This is a genomic window from Streptomyces sp. NPDC012510, assembly GCF_042955065.1.
In the GTDB taxonomy this organism is placed as follows: Bacteria; Actinomycetota; Actinomycetes; order Streptomycetales; family Streptomycetaceae; genus Streptomyces.
Genome location: NZ_JBIBEN010000014.1, coordinates 245,144 through 261,200, shown reverse-complemented (window position 1 = coordinate 261,200; position 16,057 = coordinate 245,144). Strand labels below are relative to the sequence as shown.

Annotated in this window: 15 protein-coding genes; 4 read left to right on the top strand and 11 right to left on the bottom strand. The window is 71.9% G+C overall.

The window, feature by feature from the left end:
- Window positions 1-142: 142 nt before the first annotated feature.
- The 7 genes from ACFY9I_RS26205 to ACFY9I_RS26175 all read right to left on the bottom strand — a co-directional run bounded on the left by ACFY9I_RS26205 (window position 143) and on the right by ACFY9I_RS26175 (window position 9,098).
- Window positions 143-784: a dual specificity protein phosphatase family protein gene (locus ACFY9I_RS26205; RefSeq protein ID WP_391005603.1), complete on the bottom strand. Its 642-nt coding sequence runs from the start codon at window positions 782-784 to the stop codon at window positions 143-145.
- A gap of 247 nt (window positions 785-1,031) precedes the next feature.
- On the bottom strand, window positions 1,032-1,919 hold the full coding sequence (locus ACFY9I_RS26200) for a hypothetical protein (RefSeq protein ID WP_391005601.1): 888 nt from the start codon (window positions 1,917-1,919) through the stop codon (window positions 1,032-1,034).
- Window positions 1,919-4,288, bottom strand: a complete 2,370-nt coding sequence (locus ACFY9I_RS26195) for a PEP/pyruvate-binding domain-containing protein (protein ID WP_391005599.1) — start codon at window positions 4,286-4,288, stop codon at window positions 1,919-1,921. Before ACFY9I_RS26195 ends, ACFY9I_RS26200 begins: the two co-directional genes overlap by 1 nt.
- 239 nt (window positions 4,289-4,527) lie before the next feature.
- Entirely contained in the window at window positions 4,528-5,940 is a 1,413-nt protein-coding gene (locus ACFY9I_RS26190) for an aminotransferase class I/II-fold pyridoxal phosphate-dependent enzyme (protein WP_391005598.1), read from the bottom strand.
- A 268-nt stretch (window positions 5,941-6,208) separates the two neighbouring features.
- Complete coding sequence (locus ACFY9I_RS26185; protein WP_391005596.1) at window positions 6,209-7,696, bottom strand: glutamate synthase small subunit; 1,488 nt, start codon at window positions 7,694-7,696, stop codon at window positions 6,209-6,211.
- A 153-nt stretch (window positions 7,697-7,849) separates the two neighbouring features.
- Complete coding sequence (locus ACFY9I_RS26180; RefSeq protein WP_391005594.1) at window positions 7,850-8,329, bottom strand: anthrone oxygenase family protein; 480 nt, start codon at window positions 8,327-8,329, stop codon at window positions 7,850-7,852.
- Between the two features lie 85 nt (window positions 8,330-8,414).
- Window positions 8,415-9,098: a DUF2293 domain-containing protein gene (locus ACFY9I_RS26175; protein ID WP_391005592.1), complete on the bottom strand. Its 684-nt coding sequence runs from the start codon at window positions 9,096-9,098 to the stop codon at window positions 8,415-8,417.
- A gap of 92 nt (window positions 9,099-9,190) precedes the next feature.
- Here ACFY9I_RS26175 and ACFY9I_RS26170 point away from each other — a divergent pair, with 92 nt between their 5' ends.
- Both ACFY9I_RS26170 and ACFY9I_RS26165 read left to right on the top strand, forming a co-directional pair.
- Complete coding sequence (locus ACFY9I_RS26170) at window positions 9,191-9,832, top strand: uridine kinase (RefSeq protein ID WP_391005590.1); 642 nt, start codon at window positions 9,191-9,193, stop codon at window positions 9,830-9,832.
- Between the two features lie 166 nt (window positions 9,833-9,998).
- Window positions 9,999-10,427: a CBS domain-containing protein gene (locus tag ACFY9I_RS26165; RefSeq protein ID WP_391005588.1), complete on the top strand. Its 429-nt coding sequence runs from the start codon at window positions 9,999-10,001 to the stop codon at window positions 10,425-10,427.
- A gap of 16 nt (window positions 10,428-10,443) precedes the next feature.
- Here ACFY9I_RS26165 and corA read toward each other — a convergent pair whose 3' ends face one another.
- A complete protein-coding gene (corA, locus tag ACFY9I_RS26160; protein ID WP_391005586.1) occupies window positions 10,444-11,571 on the bottom strand; it encodes a magnesium/cobalt transporter CorA in 1,128 nt (375 codons plus the stop codon).
- A gap of 258 nt (window positions 11,572-11,829) precedes the next feature.
- Between corA and ACFY9I_RS26155 the strand changes: the two genes are divergently transcribed.
- Entirely contained in the window at window positions 11,830-12,627 is a 798-nt protein-coding gene (locus ACFY9I_RS26155; RefSeq protein WP_391005584.1) for a methyltransferase domain-containing protein, read from the top strand.
- Between the two features lie 281 nt (window positions 12,628-12,908).
- Here ACFY9I_RS26155 and ACFY9I_RS26150 read toward each other — a convergent pair whose 3' ends face one another.
- A complete protein-coding gene (locus tag ACFY9I_RS26150) occupies window positions 12,909-13,811 on the bottom strand; it encodes a PfkB family carbohydrate kinase (RefSeq protein WP_391005627.1) in 903 nt (300 codons plus the stop codon).
- Window positions 13,812-13,848: 37 nt separating this feature from the next.
- Window positions 13,849-14,787 (bottom strand): pseudouridine-5'-phosphate glycosidase, encoded by a 939-nt coding sequence (locus ACFY9I_RS26145; protein WP_391005582.1) that lies wholly within the window; start codon window positions 14,785-14,787, stop codon window positions 13,849-13,851.
- 66 nt (window positions 14,788-14,853) lie between these two features.
- On the opposite strand from ACFY9I_RS26145, the gene ACFY9I_RS26140 reads away from it, so the two are divergent.
- Window positions 14,854-15,282, top strand: coding sequence for a VOC family protein (locus ACFY9I_RS26140; protein ID WP_391005580.1), 429 nt, complete (start codon window positions 14,854-14,856; stop codon window positions 15,280-15,282).
- A 132-nt stretch (window positions 15,283-15,414) separates the two neighbouring features.
- Here the strand turns inward: ACFY9I_RS26140 and ACFY9I_RS26135 are convergent, their stop codons facing one another.
- The gene (locus tag ACFY9I_RS26135) at window positions 15,415-15,969 is read right to left on the bottom strand and encodes a methylated-DNA--[protein]-cysteine S-methyltransferase (RefSeq protein ID WP_391005578.1); all 555 of its coding nucleotides are present in this window, start codon (window positions 15,967-15,969) and stop codon (window positions 15,415-15,417) included.
- Window positions 15,970-16,057 lie beyond the last annotated feature (88 nt).

Sequence of the window (16,057 nt, the reverse complement as noted above, 5' to 3'; positions counted from 1 at the left end):
CCACCCCCCAGGTCATGCGTTCGACAGGGGGCAAAAGTCATGCCGGGCCCGGAGGCCAGCGGCCCTCTTGCAGGACCGCAAAAAACATAACGGGGCCGGCGCAGCGCACGCACGGCGCTTCATGGGGGCTGTGCACCGGCGTCTACAGGTAGGACCAGATGCGGCGCGGTGCGTCGACGAGACGGCTCACCGCGACCACCGGGAGCGGCGGCTGCACGGTCTCCCGCTCCCGCTCCAGCATCAGCCCGTAGTAGATCTGCTCGACGGACGGGGGTCCGACCGACAGGTTGCGCCAGACCGCTCCCGACGCCTCCTCCTGCCCGGTCCGCACCAGGTAGGCCGCAGCCATCGTGCCCGTACGGCCGACGCCGGCCCCGCAGTGCACGAAGACAGGCCCGGAGCTCTCGGACACGGTGTCCAGCAGGCGCTGCACCTGCTCCGGTGTCGGCGTCTGCCCGTCCCGCATCGGCACCCGTACGACATCGAGCCCCGCCTCGCGCGGCAGGTCGAGCTGAGCGGCGCTCAGGTCCTCGGCGCGCAGGTCGACGACGGTGGTGAAACCGAGGTCGGCGAGTGCCCGGTAACCGGCGGGGGAGGGCGCGGCCCCGCGCCACAGCTCGCCGTCCGTGCCGATGGGCTGGAAGTTGTGGATGCCCTTCACCGAGCGGGTGCCCTCGGGCTCCGAAGTCGTCTCACGCGCCACGTACGACACCGCCAGGACGCCGAGCGAACCCGTGGCCCACAGGGCGAGACAACCGAGCAGCACCCCGACGAGCACCTGCACCGCTCTTCTGCGGAGCGAGCGGGGCCGGGCAGGAGCGGTGTGGAGCGGACCTGGGCGAACGGGCGGCGGTGTGAGGGTGACAGACATGAAGGACCAGAGAGGTTGGGGACGGGGGGTCTGCTCAAAAGCGTAGCCTGCCCGCTATAAGTACTCTGTCTGGTTGTTGTCTATATCACATTACTTGCCGTCACTTGCGTAGATTTATGTCGCTGATGAGGTTTTGTCGGTCTCGTGGAGAAGGCCGGTTTCACTCTTCGCCGGTATCGCCGATGCCCACGACCGTCAAGAAGGCGCGGTCCACCTCGGCGTCCTCCAGGCAGCCCCGCAGCCGCAGGCGGTCGTGGTCGGTGAGGGCGGGGCGGACGACTCCGGCGAACAAGCCGTCGCCGAGTTCGCCGAGTGTGGTCCGCCGCAGAGGCACCGACGTGGAGTTCCGGCAGTGCTCCCACGCCTGGGACGCGGCCATGGACTGCCGCTCGGCGGTCACGGGCACACCGCGCATGTCCACCTGGACCAGCACCGAGGTCGCCTCGGCCCCGCTCCTCTCCTCCTGCCTCGTCTGCGTGAGGTCGGCGAGCCCGACTACGAGCGAGGCCAGCAGTGCGACGCCGACACCCACGGTGACCAGCCGGGCCGCCCGGCTCCGGGTGCCGCCGCCGGGCGGAGGCACGTCCTCCAGATCCGTGTTCTGAGCCGGATCGGGCGAGGTCAGCACGGCCAGCTTCCCGGCAAGGCGCCGCTCGGCCATGGGCCGGGCCGTGACCGACGCGACCCGCTGCACCAGCCAGGCGATCCCGGACAGCACCACTCCGGTGACCATCAGCACCGGCACGAAGACATGACTGCGGCTCGCCGGATCCTCCAGCCACCGGAACCGGTCGCCCCGCTCACGCGTGTGCGTCTGCCGGAGCCGGGCGAGCGCGTCCTCCTGCCGCCGGTCGCTTTCCCGGATCCGTTCCTCGATCCGCGCGAGACGCCCCAGCACCACGATTCCGAGCAGCAGCACCCCGACGATCAGGAGCAGCACCCCGCTGAGGATGGCCCGCTGCCACTGCCACCGGTAGAGGTACACGACGAAGTAGACGCCCGCGCCGATCGCCGCCGCGCCGCCGAAGAGGTAGGCGAGGCGCCGCATCACGCACCCTCCGCCCGCACGTCGCCGGAACCACCGTCCACCGTCAGTCGCGAGCCCGGCGGGAAACGACGTACCGCGTCATCGACACCGACCACCGCGGGTACCCCGAACTCCCGGGCCAGCACCGCGAGATGGGACAGCGGACTGCCCGTCTGCGCGACCAGTCCGGCGAGCCGGGGCAGCAGCGGGGCGAGCGCCGGATCGAGGGTGCGGACCACCAGGACGGCGTCCGGCGGGGCCGCGCCGTCGCCGTCCCACACGGTGCCGAAGCCGCGCCCGGCGGAGACACCGCGGCCTCCGTCGCCTCCGTCGCCTCCCGCACCTCCGTCGCCAGAGGCCCGGGCGGTGGGTTCGGCGACGACCACGCCGCCGTCCGCGAGCCGGAAGCGGTCGGGCAGCGGGGCGGACGCGGCCCGGGGCAGCCGCTCCTCGAAGTCACGGGGCAACCCTCCCGCCTCCAGCGCGGTGACGAACTCGTTCCATCGCAACAGTCCCACCCGTCGGGCATCACCCAGCACGCCCCGCACCTGCAGCCTCCGGCCTGCCTCCCGCACCAACCTGACCTGCAACTCCTGCACCCAGCGAACACGCAGCCGCAGGCCCTCGCGGGGCGGAAGGGCGCCGAGGGAGACGGAAGCGGTGCGGTGACGGGCGAGGGGTGGGGTGGTCGCCGTCTGGGTGGGGGTGGGGGTGGGGGTGGGTGTGGGGGCGGCGGTGGTCGCAGTGGTGGCGGGTGTGGAGGGCGCCGTGCGGGCAGTGGCGGTGGGCGTGGGTGCCGCCGAACCGTCGCGCATCGTAGTCTCGCCGTCGCGAATCGAGGTCTCGGGCCAGGGGAGTGGCAGGTCGCCCCAGAGGCGGGGGGCCGTGAGCGCGAGGAGCACGGGTTCCCTGGCCACCACCTCGTGGTCCGGCATGTCCTGGTGCCAGGTCTCCGCGAGCGTGGCGAGGGCCGTGCCCGCGACCGTGACGTGAGGCTGTGGGAGCAGGGCGCCGGCCAAAGCCTCCTGGGCGTGGAGCGAGACCAGGGTGGCGCGGGTCCAGCGGAGGGTCGTGATCAGCTCGACGGTCGGCAGCTCCGAGGGCGGCGGGGTCTCGGTGAGCCGTCTGTCGACGTCGGCCAGCAGATCCATGGCCAGGCCCGGCAGCGTCGAGGTCAAGCGCCCCACCCGCCAGGCCGTACCCAGCCGCCGGGCCCCCGGCGCCGGATTGAGCCACGCGAGCCGGGGGTGCCTCGGCGGGACGGCGCCCAGCAGCCGCAGGTCCGCCGCGGCCCGACCGCCGACCGTCGTGACGACCGGGGCGGTCCGCAGATGCCGGCGCGGCGCGCTGCCGCCGATGTCGAGAGCGAAGGCGAGCCCACGGGCCATGGGTGCCACCCACAGGTCCTCCTCCAGCGGCTCCAACTGGTCCGGCAGGGTTTCCGCCACCGGCCCGGGACCGAGGAGCCGGGCGCCGCGCGGTGGCCGCGCCGCCATCGCCGTGATCGGCCGACTCTGGAACAGCCACAGCCGCCCGGCCTCGTCGAAGCCGAACTCGATGTCCTGCGGTCCACCGAAGACCCGGGCAGCCCGCCGTGCGAGCCGAGCGAGCCGACGCAGTTCGGAGGGGGTGAGCAAGGGCGTGGAGTCATTCCGCTCCGCCGACTCGGTCCGCAGCAGCCGCCCCCACCTGCTCAGGCAGTAACTCGTCCCCGGCCGATCACCGCCGACCAGCGCGTCGGGTCCGCCCCGCACCGCGCTGACCAGCATGTGATCGGTCCGCCCTGCCACGGGGTCCGCGCCGAACAGCACACCTCCGACCCGGGCCCGGAGCATCGGCTGGACGAGCACCGCCATGGGCGCGCTGCCGCCGTCGGGCCGCCGCGCCGAGCCGAGCACGGTGCGTACCGCCGCGAGGAACTCCTCCCACCCACGCACCCCCAGCACGGAGTCGAACTGCCCCGCCATGGACGAGTCCCGGGTGTCTTCCTGCGGCGAGGAGGACCGTACGACGAGGGGGAGCGCACCGTGTTGCGACAGCTCTTCCCAGGCGCGCGACAGGGCGGACGCCCCGCCCGCGCCCCGCTCCTCGTAGGCGCCGTCCGTGCCGTCCGTGCCGTCCGTGCCGTCAGCGGTGTGTGTGCCCTCCGCGCCGTGCCCGCTGTACGAACCGTCCAGCCGGGGAGGGATCACGAAGCCGGGCAGCACCGGCAGCCCCGCGCGAGCCGCTCGTGCGAGATGCGCCGCCTTGTTACCGGTGAGCAGGGGGAGCGAGGCCGTGGCCCGGCTCAGGGGGACGACATGAGAGCCGAGTGTGCCGCCGCACCGGGACGGCGCCCCGCCGCGCGCACCTTCGTCATGTTTTCCGTGACGTTCGTCGACCGTCGTCATCGAGCACCCTCCGGGACCGGCCGTCAACAGGGGGGACGCGAGGGAGGGGCCCTACGCCTGACGACGGAACGAAGGATGGGGCAGGTCACCGCCGGATTGTCGGGCCCACGGCAGCGGCGACGTACCTCCTGGCATCAATGGTCCCACCGCCGCCGTTTTCCTGTCGACCGGGAACCGGCCCGGCGACCAGGGTCCGACGCCCACGGCCGACCCACCGCCGCTCCACCCCGGCGCGCCGCTCACCTGGGCGGCAGCACGTCGCACAACGCCTCCAACGCCGCCCCGTACGCATGCTCCGGAGGCGTCGCGTATCCGACGACCAGCCCGTCCGGCGCCTCCCCCGTCGCGCCGGGGTGCCGGAACGCCGCCAGCCCGTCGAGCGCGACGCCCCGCCGGGTCGCCGCCTCCACCACGGACCGCTCCGTCCCGGGTGGCAGCCGCAACACGGCGTGCAACCCGGCCGCGATCCCCCTGACCTCGATGTGCGGCGCGTGCGTCGCGAGGGCGACGACCAGACGGTCGCGGCGCGCCCGGTACCGCTGCCGCATCCGCCGTACATGGCGGTCGTACGCCCCCGACACGACGAAGTCCGCGAGCGCCAACTGGTCCGGCGTGCTCGCCCACGCCTCCCGGTCCCCCTTCACCTCCAGCACGGCGTCGACGTACCGCTCCGGCAGCACCATCCACCCCAGCCGCAACGCCGGTGACAGGCTCTTGCTGACCGACCCGATGTGCACGACCCGTTCGGGGTCGAGTCCCTGCACGGCCCCGACGGGCTTACGGTCGTAACGGAACTCCCCGTCGTAGTCGTCCTCCAGGATCACCCCGCCACGCGCGCGTGCCCAGTCGACGACGGCGGCCCGCCGGGCTGGATGCAGCGGCCCACCCGTGGGGAACTGATGTGCGGGCGTGAGCAGCACGGCCCGTTCCCGGCCCAGCCCGTCCACGTCGGCACCGTCCTCGTCGAGTGGCAGTGGAACGGTGCGCACGGAGGCCTCCGCCAACAGCTCACGGTGGAAACCCAGACCGTACGCCTCCACGGCCAGCGGGCCCCGCAGCACCCGGCCGTGGAACAGCAGCCGCAGCGCGTGCGCGAAGCCGGAGCAGATCACGATCCGCGACGGCTCGGTACGCACACCACGCGCGCGTGCCAGGTACTCGGTGAGCGCCTCCCGCAGTTCGACCCGGCCCGCCGGATCACCCGGCCCGAACGCCTCGTTGGGCGCCCGCATCAGAGCCCTGCGGTACGACGCCGCCCACGCCGCTCGCGGGAACGCCGACGCGTCCGGCGTGCCCTGCCGCAGATCGTGCCGCGGCCCACGTGCGAGAGGAGGCCCCTTCCGGGGTACGCGCGCGGGGGCGCCCAGCGGTACGGCCCGCTCGGCCACCCGTGTGCCCGAGCCCTGCCTGGCCGTCAGCCAGCCCTCGGCCACCAGCTCCGCGTACGCGTCGGCGACCGTGTTGCGGGCGATGCCCAGGTCCGCTGCGAGCGAGCGGTACGGGGGCAACCGGGTCCCGGGAGCGAGTCGGCCACCACGCACCGCGTCCCGCAGCGCCCGGATCAACGCGGCTCGCCGCCCACCCGTGCCCGACAGCTCAAGATGCAGATCGACCCCGATCCGCTCCGCCGTATTGACCCACGAGTCCACCACGAAAATGCACTCTACGGGAGGTCTTTCCGGAGGCGTTTCCGCACCGTGGATTCATGGTCATAACGACGAGATCCCGGTCTGCCGCGAGGCCCGACACTTTGCTTCCGGAGAGCCCTCTCCACCGCCAACCAGGCCGGCATGCACAACCGCTAGCGCGGCGGGGCCCGCCGATGCCCAACCGGCCGATGCCCAACCGGCCGCTGCCCGAACCGGCCGCTGCGTGAACCGGCCGCTGCCGAGGGTGGTGGCGTGCCCGGCGGTCGAGCGGTCACGCCGTCATCGGGCGGTCGTACGGTCCTATCGGGGCCGGTAGCCGGTCCGAGCCGGTCAGGGCGCGGTCGACCGCGGCGGCCACCGCCCGCCCCTCGGCGATCGCCCAGACGATGAGGGACTGCCCCCGAGCGGCGTCCCCAGCGGCGTACACACCGGGCACATTGGTTCCGAAGTCCGGCCCCCGAGCGATCGTCCCGCGCGGTTCGAGGGCCAGCCCCAGTTGGTCCACAAGCCCGTCACGGCGGTCAGGTCCGGAGAATCCGAGGGCGAGCAGGACGAGATCGGCGGGCAGTGTCCGCCCGGTTCCGGGCCGGGCCCGCCGCCGCTCGTCCACCTCGACCAGACGCAGCGCCCGCACGTGCCCCTCGGAGTCCCCCGTGAAGCGGAGCGTGGACGCCGCGAACAAACGCGCGTCCGCGTCCGCCGACGGCGCCGTCTCCAGATCGCGCGCCTCCTCATGCGCCGCCGAGAGCCGGTACACCTTCGGATACGTCGGCCAGGGGTCGACATCCTCGTCGCGCTCCGCCTCGGGGAGTGGATAGATGTCCAACTGCGTCACCGACGCGGCGCCTTCCCGCACCGCCGTCCCCAGACAGTCCGCCCCCGTGTCCCCACCTCCGACGATCACGACATGCTTCCCGGCCGCCGACAGCGGCGACACCTCCAGATCCCCCTCACACACCCGGTCGGCCAACGGCAGATACTCCATCGCCTGGTGAATCCCGCCCAACTCCCGCCCCGGCACGTCCAGTTCACGCCAGGCCGTGGCCCCCGTGGCGATCACCAGGGCGTCGTACCGGGACCGCAGCTCAGCCGCCCCGATGTCCGCTCCCACGGCGGTCGACGTACGGAACCTCGTGCCCTCCGCCCGCATCTGCTCCAACCGCCGGTCCAAATGTCGCTTCTCCATCTTGAACGCGGGGATCCCGTACCGCAGCAACCCCCCGATCCGGTCAGCCCGCTCATACACGGCCACCGTGTGCCCGGCCCGCGTCAACTGCTGCGCCGCCGCCAGCCCTGTCGGCCCCGAGCCGACGACGGCGACCGTCTTCCCGGACAGCCGGTCGGGCGGGCGGGGCGGCGTGAAACCTTCGTCCCAGGCCCGGTCCGCGATGGCCACCTCCACGTTCTTGATGGTCACCGCGGGCTGGTTGATAGCCAGCACACACCCCGCCTCGCAGGGCGCGGGGCACAACCGTCCCGTGAACTCGGGAAAGTTGTTCGTGGCGTGCAACCGGTCGCCGGCCGCCCGCCAGTCCTCCCGTGACACCAGATCGTTCCACTCCGGGATCAGGTTGCCCAGCGGACAGGCTTCGTGGCAGAACGGGACCCCGCAGTCCATGCAGCGGTCCGCCTGCCTGCTGATGATCGGCAGCAGCGCCCCGGGAACGTACACCTCGTTCCAGTCCCGCACCCGCTCCTCGACGGGCCGGCGCGGCCACTCCTCGCGTGGCGTGGTCAGAAAACCCTTGGGATCGGCCATGGCCGTCTCCCTCACGTATCTCATGCGCGTACGCGCACGGCCGTACACTGGCGGACTCGGATCGGCGTGAGGCGCGGGGCGCGAAGCGCGCGGCTGTACGCCTTAGGGCGGCCTCCCTTCCCGCCACGATACGACGCGCCCGCCGCGCCCGCCTCAGGCGAGCGCGAGCAGATACGACAGGGCGGCGGCGGCCGAGGCGGCCGTGCGGACGTGGTTCCACGTCGTCCACTGGCTCACGTACTCCCGCCAGTACGTCGCCGCCTCGCGCGTGCCCGCGTCCAGCTTGGCGAGCGTCTCGTTGCGCGGCACGTTCGCCACCATCGTCACCCCGAAGGAGCCGAAGAGATACAGCGCACTGCCCAGCAGCAACTCCACTCTTCCCTCGCCCGGCCACAGCACGAACGTCACGACGGCCAACACGGCGCACAACACCGCCGTACCAGTGAACAGGAGCATGAACGCCGGGGTCAGGGCACTCACATTGATCGCCTGCATCGCCGCCACGCCCTGCGCCGGCGGCAACGATGCGAGCCCCCTCATCACGAAAGTCGAGAAACCGCAGAACACCCCCGCCACGATCGCCGTCCCCAGCAGCCCCAGCACCGTCAGCACGAAGTACGGCCCATCGATCATGTCCGCTCCCACCTCGATCCCCGAACCCAGAGCCTGCCCGCACCGCCCGCCCCCTACCGTCGTCCAACTGAACATCCGGCCCCTTTCACCCCACTGCCCGCCACCCCCGCAACGTCGTCTCCACCGCCCTCGCGATCCGTCGCCTCGCCTCGTGCCGGGGTACGCCGCTCATGAGGAGCTGGTCGTACGGCGTGTCCACGTGGCGAACGGAGGCGATGACCGCTGAGGTCACGGCGACCTCCGACAGGGCGCGGCCGGCCGCGCTCCGGCCGACGCGGCCGCTGCCGCGCACGGAGGCGTGGGCGGCGATCTCCCGGGCACGCTCGGCCGGGCACGCGGGGAACAGCCGACGTATCTCCCCGGCGAAAGCGTCCGTGAAGCGCAGGTCCTCAGCCTCCCGCCGCCGCGCGTCCCGCGCCCGCCGCCGGCGTCGTGCCTCCGCGTCGGCCAGGCAACGCTCCTCGGCCCGGTCGAGCCCTGCCTCCTCGACCAGGACGCCCTGCCGCTCGTACCGGCTCCGACGCCGGTTGAACCGTACGACCACGGCCGACAGAGCGCTCTCCTCCCGGGCTCTGCGGGTGAGCGCGGTGTCGCCCCTGGGCAGGAAGACCAGGTGCCCGAGGTCCGCGCAGTCGAGACAGCGCGGTGCTCCCGCCTCCAGCACGAGCAGCGCCACCGGGCCGCCACGGCACTCGGCACAGTGCTTCTTCCTGAGTGCCTGCACGACGACAGGTCCGGTACGGGGCGGGGGAGTGGCGAGCGCTGCCATACGCGGTTCATTCCCCCTGGTGCCCGCACGGTCACGCGGCCTTCGTACCGGCGTCCCGGCCGGCTCGGGCCCGCTGTTCCGGGCGCGGCATCATGGGCCGTGTGCGATTCGAAGCGATCACCTGGGAACGGCTCGGCGACCTCCTCGCCGACCGCCTCCTCGACCTGAAGCCGGACGACGGGTCTCCCTGGCCGCGCGTCGCCTTCGACGGCGCCCCGGCCGCCCGCCCGGGCGAGCTCGCCGCCCGCGTCTGTGAGGCGCTGCGCGTACGTGGTCGGCCCTCGCTCGTCGTGGGCACCGACGGCTTCCTGCGGCCGGCGTCGCTCCGCTTCGAGTACGGCCACGAGGACGTGGAGGCGTACTACGACGGCTGGTTCGACATCGCCGCCCTGTGGCGCGAGGTCTTCGGTCCGCTCGATCCGGGCGGTACGGGTCGCGTCCTGCCCGATCTCTGGGACCCCGCCACCGACCGCGCGACCCGCAGCCCCTACGTCCGACTCCCGCCCGGCACCATCCTGTTGACGCATGGTCCCCTCCTCCTGAAGCACTGGTTCCCCTTCGATCTGACCGTCCACGTCCTCCTCTCCCCGGGTGCTCTGCGCCGCCGCACTCCCGCGAACGAGCACTGGACCCTCCCCGCCTTCGAGCGCTACGACGCCGAGACCGACCCGGCCACCACCGCCGACGTCCTGGTGCGCGCCGACGACCCACGGCACCCGGCCTGGAACGGCTGACAGGCGAGGCCGTCGAGATGCGAATCTCCGCCCGGCCTCGGTCCGGTGTCCGGGTCGGCCGTGTGCCTCCGCATGCGCTGCGCCCCGGTCGCGGCAAGAATGAAGGACGCCGGGACTAGCGGTGCGTCCTGCGCCGCGCCGGCCGTCCGGCAACGGGAGGTACTACATGACCACCGCCGGAGACATCATGCACCGCGGTGCCCAGTGGATCCCCGCCCGCGAAACCCTGGACCGCGCCGCCCAGCTCATGCGCCAGCTCAACGTCGGAGCGCTTCCCATCAGCGATGAGAACGAACGGCTCTGCGGCATCCTCACCGACCGCGACATCGTCGTGGGCTGCGTGGCCCTGGGGCACGATCCGTCGCAGATCACGGCGGGCGACCTGGCCAAGGGCACACCGCGCTGGATCGACGCGAACGCCGACATCAGCGAGGTGCTCGAGGAGATGAAGGGGCACCAGATCCGTCGGCTCCCGGTGATCGAGAACAAGCGTCTCGTCGGCATGATCAGCGAGGCCGATCTGGCCCAGAACCTGTCGGACGACCAGATCGCCTCCTGGGTCGAGAGCGTCTACGCCAAGAGCGCCACGCACTGACCCGATCGGGCCCCTGTCACAGCCAGCCGCTGCGCTTGAAGCCCCGGTAGAGGGTGATGCAGGCGATGGCTATGACTCCCAGGACCAACGGATAGCCGAACTTCCAGTGCAGTTCGGGCATGTGCTCGAAGTTCATGCCGTAGACCCCGCACACCATGGTCGGTACGGCGATGAGCGCGGCCCACGCCGTGATCTTCCGCATGTCCTCGTTCTGCGCGACGCTGACCTGCGCGAGATGCGCCTGCAGGATCGAGTTCAGCAGTTCGTCGAACGCGGCGATCTGCTCGGTCGCCCGCAGCAAGTGGTCGGAGACGTCCCGGAAGTAGGCCTGTATCTCCGGGTCAACCACCCGGATGGGCCGTGAGGTGAGCTCCAGGAGCGGGCGGGCGAGCGGGGCCACCGCCCGCTTCAGTTCGAGCAGTTCACGCTTGAGCTGGTAGATACGTCCGGGGTCGACCCGTGCGCCGTTGGCGGCGAACACATCGGTCTCGACCTGGTCGATGTCCGTCTGCACCGAGTCCGTGACGTTCAGATAGTCGTCCACCACGTGGTCGGCGATCGCGTGCAACACCGCCGCCGGTCCCTTGGCGAGCTGCTCGGGATTGGCCTCCAGCTCCTCGCGCAGCGGGCCGAGGGAGCCGTGCCGCCCGTGTCGTACCGTGATCACGAAGTCCGAGCCGACGAAGACCATGATCTCGCCCGTGTGCACCACCTCGCTGGTGGCGGTCAGTTCGGTGTGCTCGACGTAGCAGACGGTCTTGAACACCGCGAACAGTGTGTCGCCGTACCGCTCCAGCTTCGGGCGCTGATGGGCCTCGACCGCGTCCTCGACCGCCAGCGGATGCAGGTCGAACAGCTCGGCGATGCCGGCGAACTCCCGCTGCGTCGGCTCGTGCAGCCCCAGCCAGACGAAGCCGTGGTCATGCCTGCGAATCTGCCTGACGGCCTCGGTCACATCACGACCCCCGGGGGAGCGGACGCCTTTGTGGTACGTCACGCAATTCACCACCGAGGTGCCCAGCGGGGAACGCGCCGGATGGCTGAGGTCCACCCGGGGGCGACGCCGTGCCAGCCGTGCCATTCTGCGCAGATTGCCGACCTTGTCGAGGCCGGCGACCTTCCGCAGATTCCCTGCCATGGACATCTGGCTCTCCTTGCGTGAATCTCCCCGCACCGCATTCCGTGCCTTGTCGCGCCAGTTTGCCAGGGCTGAATGAGTACCGGGTAAGCCTGTGGGAACGGAATGTTCCGCTTCGTTTGTGGAGACGGGTCGGCCGATCCAGCCGTTCCTCCGTCCATCCGTTCCGTCGGTCACGTCCGTTCCCGCTGCTGTCGGAGCGGGCGCGGCGGGCTGCGGGAGAGTCGCATTAGTAATAAGTCCACTAAATGGGATGATCGCGGCATGATGCCAACCGATGGACATCTCCTCAGCGACCGACAGGGCGAGGCGGGGCAGCGCTCCGACGCCTTCGCCGTGCTCTTCGACCACACCACGTTCCGGCACCTGGAGGGCTTCGGACTCGGTTCCGGCTGGCGTTGCTGGGAGGTCGGTGCCGGCGGCACGTCCGTGGTCTCCTGGCTGGCCAAGAAGGTCGGACCGACCGGCAAGGTCGTGGCGACCGACACCGACATCTCCTGGGCCGTGCCCTCGGTCACCCGCCCTCCGGTTGAGGCCCTGGCGCACCAGGCGGGCGTCGATCAGCCGCCAGGGGAGAACTTTGACCTTGTCCACGCCCGGCTCGCCCTGGTGCACGCGCCGGACCCCGAGCGGGCGTTGCTGTCGATGATCAGTGCCGTGCGCCCCGGTGGACGGCTTCTGGTTGAAGAGGCCGACAGCGCCCTGCAACCTCTGGCCTGCCCCGAGGAGTCCGCCCCGGAGCACCACCTGGCCAACCGCCTCCGCCAGGCCGTCCGTACCCTGCTCGCCGACCGTGGAATCGACACGGCGTACGGCCGCAGACTCCCGCGGCTGCTGCGCGCGGCGGGCCTGCGCGGTGTGAGGGCCGACGCGTACTTCCCCGTCGCCTCGCCGGACTGCGCCGCCCTGGAGGCGACGACCGTCGAACGGCTCCGAGAAGACCTCGTCACGGCGAACCTCGCCACGGACGAGGAGATCGACCGGCACCTTTCCCATGTGGCCTCCGGCGCGATGGACGTCGCCGCCCCGCCGCTGATCTCGGCATGGGGACGGAAGGCGTAACGGCACCCATGGCCTGCGGCCGGGCGCACGCCGCAGGGAGTCGCACGCTCGAGGCGACGGGGCCGCACCGTTGACGCGACGATGCCGTGCCGACGACGCGACGATGCGACGACGTGGCGACGCGACGGCGCCGTCCGGTGGACGTGAAGGACCGCGCTGATGACGCGACGGCGCCGCTCCCATGCAGTTACCGGGCGAGCCGGTGACACCACCGGGCCCGGCCGCGACAGCACGGGGCGGAGTCCCGCACACAAGGGCCCACGTCCGCGCCCTCGCAGGTCTCAGGCGGCTGTCGGTGGCCTCCCGCCCACCCTTCCCACTGCCAGCGCTCCCGCCCCACACCCCTCGACCGCCGCCTCCTCGGCCTCCGCGCCCGCGAGCAGCGCCGCGAGGAACGCACCGGTGAAGGCGTCACCCGCTCCGGTGCTGTCGTGCGGCGTGGCGGGGGCCGCGGGAATCCTGGACTCGACGACGCCGTCACGGGCGACCAGAGCACCGTCGGCCCCCTGCTTGGCCACGACCAGGGGAAAAAGGCGGCTCAACTTGGCGGCCGCGTCGACCGGTTCGGGCAGTCCCGTCAGAAGACGCGCCTCGTCGCGGCTGGGCAGCAGCACGTCGACCCCCTCGGCGAGCGCGAGAAAACGGTCCACCCCGAGCCCCGTGAGAAACCCCGCCGACGCGGGGTCCACGCTCACCGGCACCCCCCGCGCGCGTGCCGAGTCCAGAGCCACGGTGACCAGCGCGCGACTCGGCTCCGAGAAGAACAGATAGCCCGACAGATGGAGCCGCGCGACGCCGTCGAGCAGGGACGGCGACCAGTCGTCCGGGTTCAGCCGCAGCGAGGCACCGCTGTCCGTGAGGAACGTGCGTTCGGCCGCGTCCGCCGCGTCCACCAGGCATATCACCGTCCCCGTCGCCGCCTCGGGGTCGACGACCAGGTGGGGACGTACACCCGAAGCCCGCAGCTCCCGCTCGTGCCACGCGGCCCCGTCCCTGCCCACCCGCCCCAGCAGTCGCACATCCGCGCAGCCCCGATGGGCAGCCCAGCAGGCGACGTTGGCTCCCGCCCCACCCGGCAGCGTCCGGATGGCGGAGGCCGTGTCGGTGCCCGACGCGAGCGGACCGCTGTGCCGGGCGACCACATCCGTCACGACATCCCCCACGACGAGCAGCGCCCCGCGCACCTCGTCGCCGGGCTCCCTCGCGCCCCGTGGCGTCACCTCACCCCCCGGCCCAGGCCGCAGCGATCCGCGACGCCAGGCGTACGTTGCCCCGGACCGCCGCCAGGTTGGCGCTCAGGGAGGCGCCGTCGGTGTGCCGTACCAGATGGGCCAGCAGGAAGGGCGTGACCGCCTGACCCGTGACGCCCTGTGCCTCGCACTCGCGCAGCGCCTCGGCGAGCACGCGCGCGTGCAACTCGGGATCGAGCTGCTCCTCCTCGGGCACGGGGTTGGCGACGATCAGCGCCGACTCCGGGCCGTCGAGCGCGTCCTGCGCCCGCATGACGTCCGCGACCTCGCCCGGCGACCGGAGCGTCCACTCCACCGGGTGCCCCGAGTCGGACAGATAGAAGCCGGGGAAACGCTCCGTGCCGTACCCGGCGACCGTGACACCCAGTGTCTCCAGGCGCTGCAAGGTCGCCGGCACGTCCAGAATCGACTTCACGCCCGCGCACACCACGGTGATCCGGGTCCGTGCCAACAAACCCAGGTCGGCGGACTCGTCCTGGGTCACCGTCCACTCCCGGTGCACGCCCCCGAGCCCACCCGTGGCGAACACCCGTACGCCTGCGAGGGCCGCCAGTTGAGCGGTGGCCGACACGGTGGTCGCGCCGCTCACCCCGGCGGCCACCGCCGGCGGGAGATCCCGATGCCCCAGCTTGCGGATGCCGTCCTCGTTGGCGACCCGTTCCAACTGGTCCTTGTCGAGGCCGATGTGGGGGCGCCCGTCGAGCACGGCGATCGTCGCCGGTACGGCGCCCTCCTGCCGTACGACCTCTTCCAACTCCAGTGCCACCTGCAGATTGCGCGGGCGGGGCAGCCCGTGCGCGATGATCGTGGATTCCAGCGCCACCACGGGCCGACGCGCGTCGACCGCTTCCCGCACCTCTTCGGACACCACCAGCACGCGCTCGCCTCCTGTCTGTCGTTCCTTCCTCATCCATGGCGGACGGCGCGCCCGGCCAAACCCTTGCGTGTTGTGGCGCGAGACACCAGCCTGAGGTGCATGAAGGACAACACGACACGTCTCGACCACGTCGTCCTCTGGGTCCAGGAGCCGATCGCCGCAGCCGAGTTCTATGAGAAGGCCGTCGGACTGGAGCCCGTGCGACTCGGCGAGTACGCCGCGGGACAGGCCCCCTTCCCCTCCGTTCGCCTCAACGACGAGACCATCCTCGACCTCATGCCGCTCACTGTGGCCGAAACCCTGCAGATGGTGCCCGGCGCCGCCGACAGCGCCGGGCATCCCGTCAACCACGTCTGCCTCGCGATGCCCGGCGACGCCTTCGACGAACTGCGCGCCCGGCTGGAGGAACGGGCGGTCCCCGTCTCGGAGTTCTCGTACGACTCGTTCGGCGCACGGGGAGCGGCCCGACGCAGTTTCTACTTCCGAGACCCGGACGGAAACGTGTTCGAGGCGCGGCATTACGAGTAGTTTCCGGCCACCCTTCCTTCACGCGCCGGGGCGACGACGAACGACCGATTGGTGGCACGGGCTCGCCTGTCGGCGACTCACCTGCGAAGCCGGCGCACGGGCTCACAGGGGCGCCCCCTGGCCCGCGGCCCCTCAGAACAGCGGCTGCGGGAGCACCCCTTCCAGTGCCAGCAGCTTCCGCTTGGTCTCCAGCCCGCCGCCGAACCCCCCGATGCCACCATCGCTCTCGACCACCCGGTGGCACGGCACCACCACGGGCAGGGGATTCGATCCCATCGCGGCGCCGACCGCCTGGGCCGCGCCCGGCTGCCCAACCCGGCGGGCGAGGTCCCCGTAGCCCACGACCGAGCCGTACGGGACACCGGACGCCAGCTCTCGCAGCACCTGGCGGTTGAACCCGGAGATCAGCGACCAGTCCAGCGGCAGTTCGAAGGAATGCCGGTCGCCCGCGAGGTACGCCTCGACCTGACGTATCGCCTCGGCCAGCTGAGGGGCGCCAGGCGCCTCGACGGGCACCGTGCCCAGGCGGGAGGCGAGCCGGTCGAGCGCCTTGTCGCGCACCGCGTCCGTGGCGTGGAACACGACGTTCACCAGGCCGTCGTCCGTCGCGGCCAGCAGCAGCGGGCCGATGTCCGTGCCGACGACGGCCCATACGACCTGCTGCTCGTCCTGCGCATGGCTGTTCATGTGACCACCGTAGGGCCCGCCACTGACAACACCCCTGGCGTGCGCTCCGCCCGGAACGCGAACGCCGGGGACCAGGGCGCGCCCGGTC

Bases quoted from the DNA above. Each gene is read 5' to 3' on its own strand.
- ACFY9I_RS26175 (WP_391005592.1), bottom strand. From the start codon at position 9,098: ATGGCAGCGCTCGCCACTCCCCCGCCCCGTACCGGACCTGTCGTCGTG.
- ACFY9I_RS26165 (WP_391005588.1), top strand. From the start codon at position 9,999: ATGACCACCGCCGGAGACATCATGCACCGCGGTGCCCAGTGGATCCCC.
- ACFY9I_RS26185 (WP_391005596.1), bottom strand. From the start codon at position 7,696: ATGGCCGATCCCAAGGGTTTTCTGACCACGCCACGCGAGGAGTGGCCG.
- ACFY9I_RS26155 (WP_391005584.1), top strand. From the start codon at position 11,830: ATGATGCCAACCGATGGACATCTCCTCAGCGACCGACAGGGCGAGGCG.
- ACFY9I_RS26180 (WP_391005594.1), bottom strand. From the start codon at position 8,329: ATGATCGATGGGCCGTACTTCGTGCTGACGGTGCTGGGGCTGCTGGGG.
- ACFY9I_RS26200 (WP_391005601.1), bottom strand. From the start codon at position 1,919: ATGCGGCGCCTCGCCTACCTCTTCGGCGGCGCGGCGGCGATCGGCGCG.
- ACFY9I_RS26170 (WP_391005590.1), top strand. From the start codon at position 9,191: ATGGGCCGTGTGCGATTCGAAGCGATCACCTGGGAACGGCTCGGCGAC.
- ACFY9I_RS26135 (WP_391005578.1), bottom strand. From the start codon at position 15,969: ATGAACAGCCATGCGCAGGACGAGCAGCAGGTCGTATGGGCCGTCGTC.
- ACFY9I_RS26140 (WP_391005580.1), top strand. From the start codon at position 14,854: ATGAAGGACAACACGACACGTCTCGACCACGTCGTCCTCTGGGTCCAG.
- ACFY9I_RS26145 (WP_391005582.1), bottom strand. From the start codon at position 14,787: ATGAGGAAGGAACGACAGACAGGAGGCGAGCGCGTGCTGGTGGTGTCC.
- corA (WP_391005586.1), bottom strand. From the start codon at position 11,571: ATGTCCATGGCAGGGAATCTGCGGAAGGTCGCCGGCCTCGACAAGGTC.
- ACFY9I_RS26195 (WP_391005599.1), bottom strand. From the start codon at position 4,288: ATGACGACGGTCGACGAACGTCACGGAAAACATGACGAAGGTGCGCGC.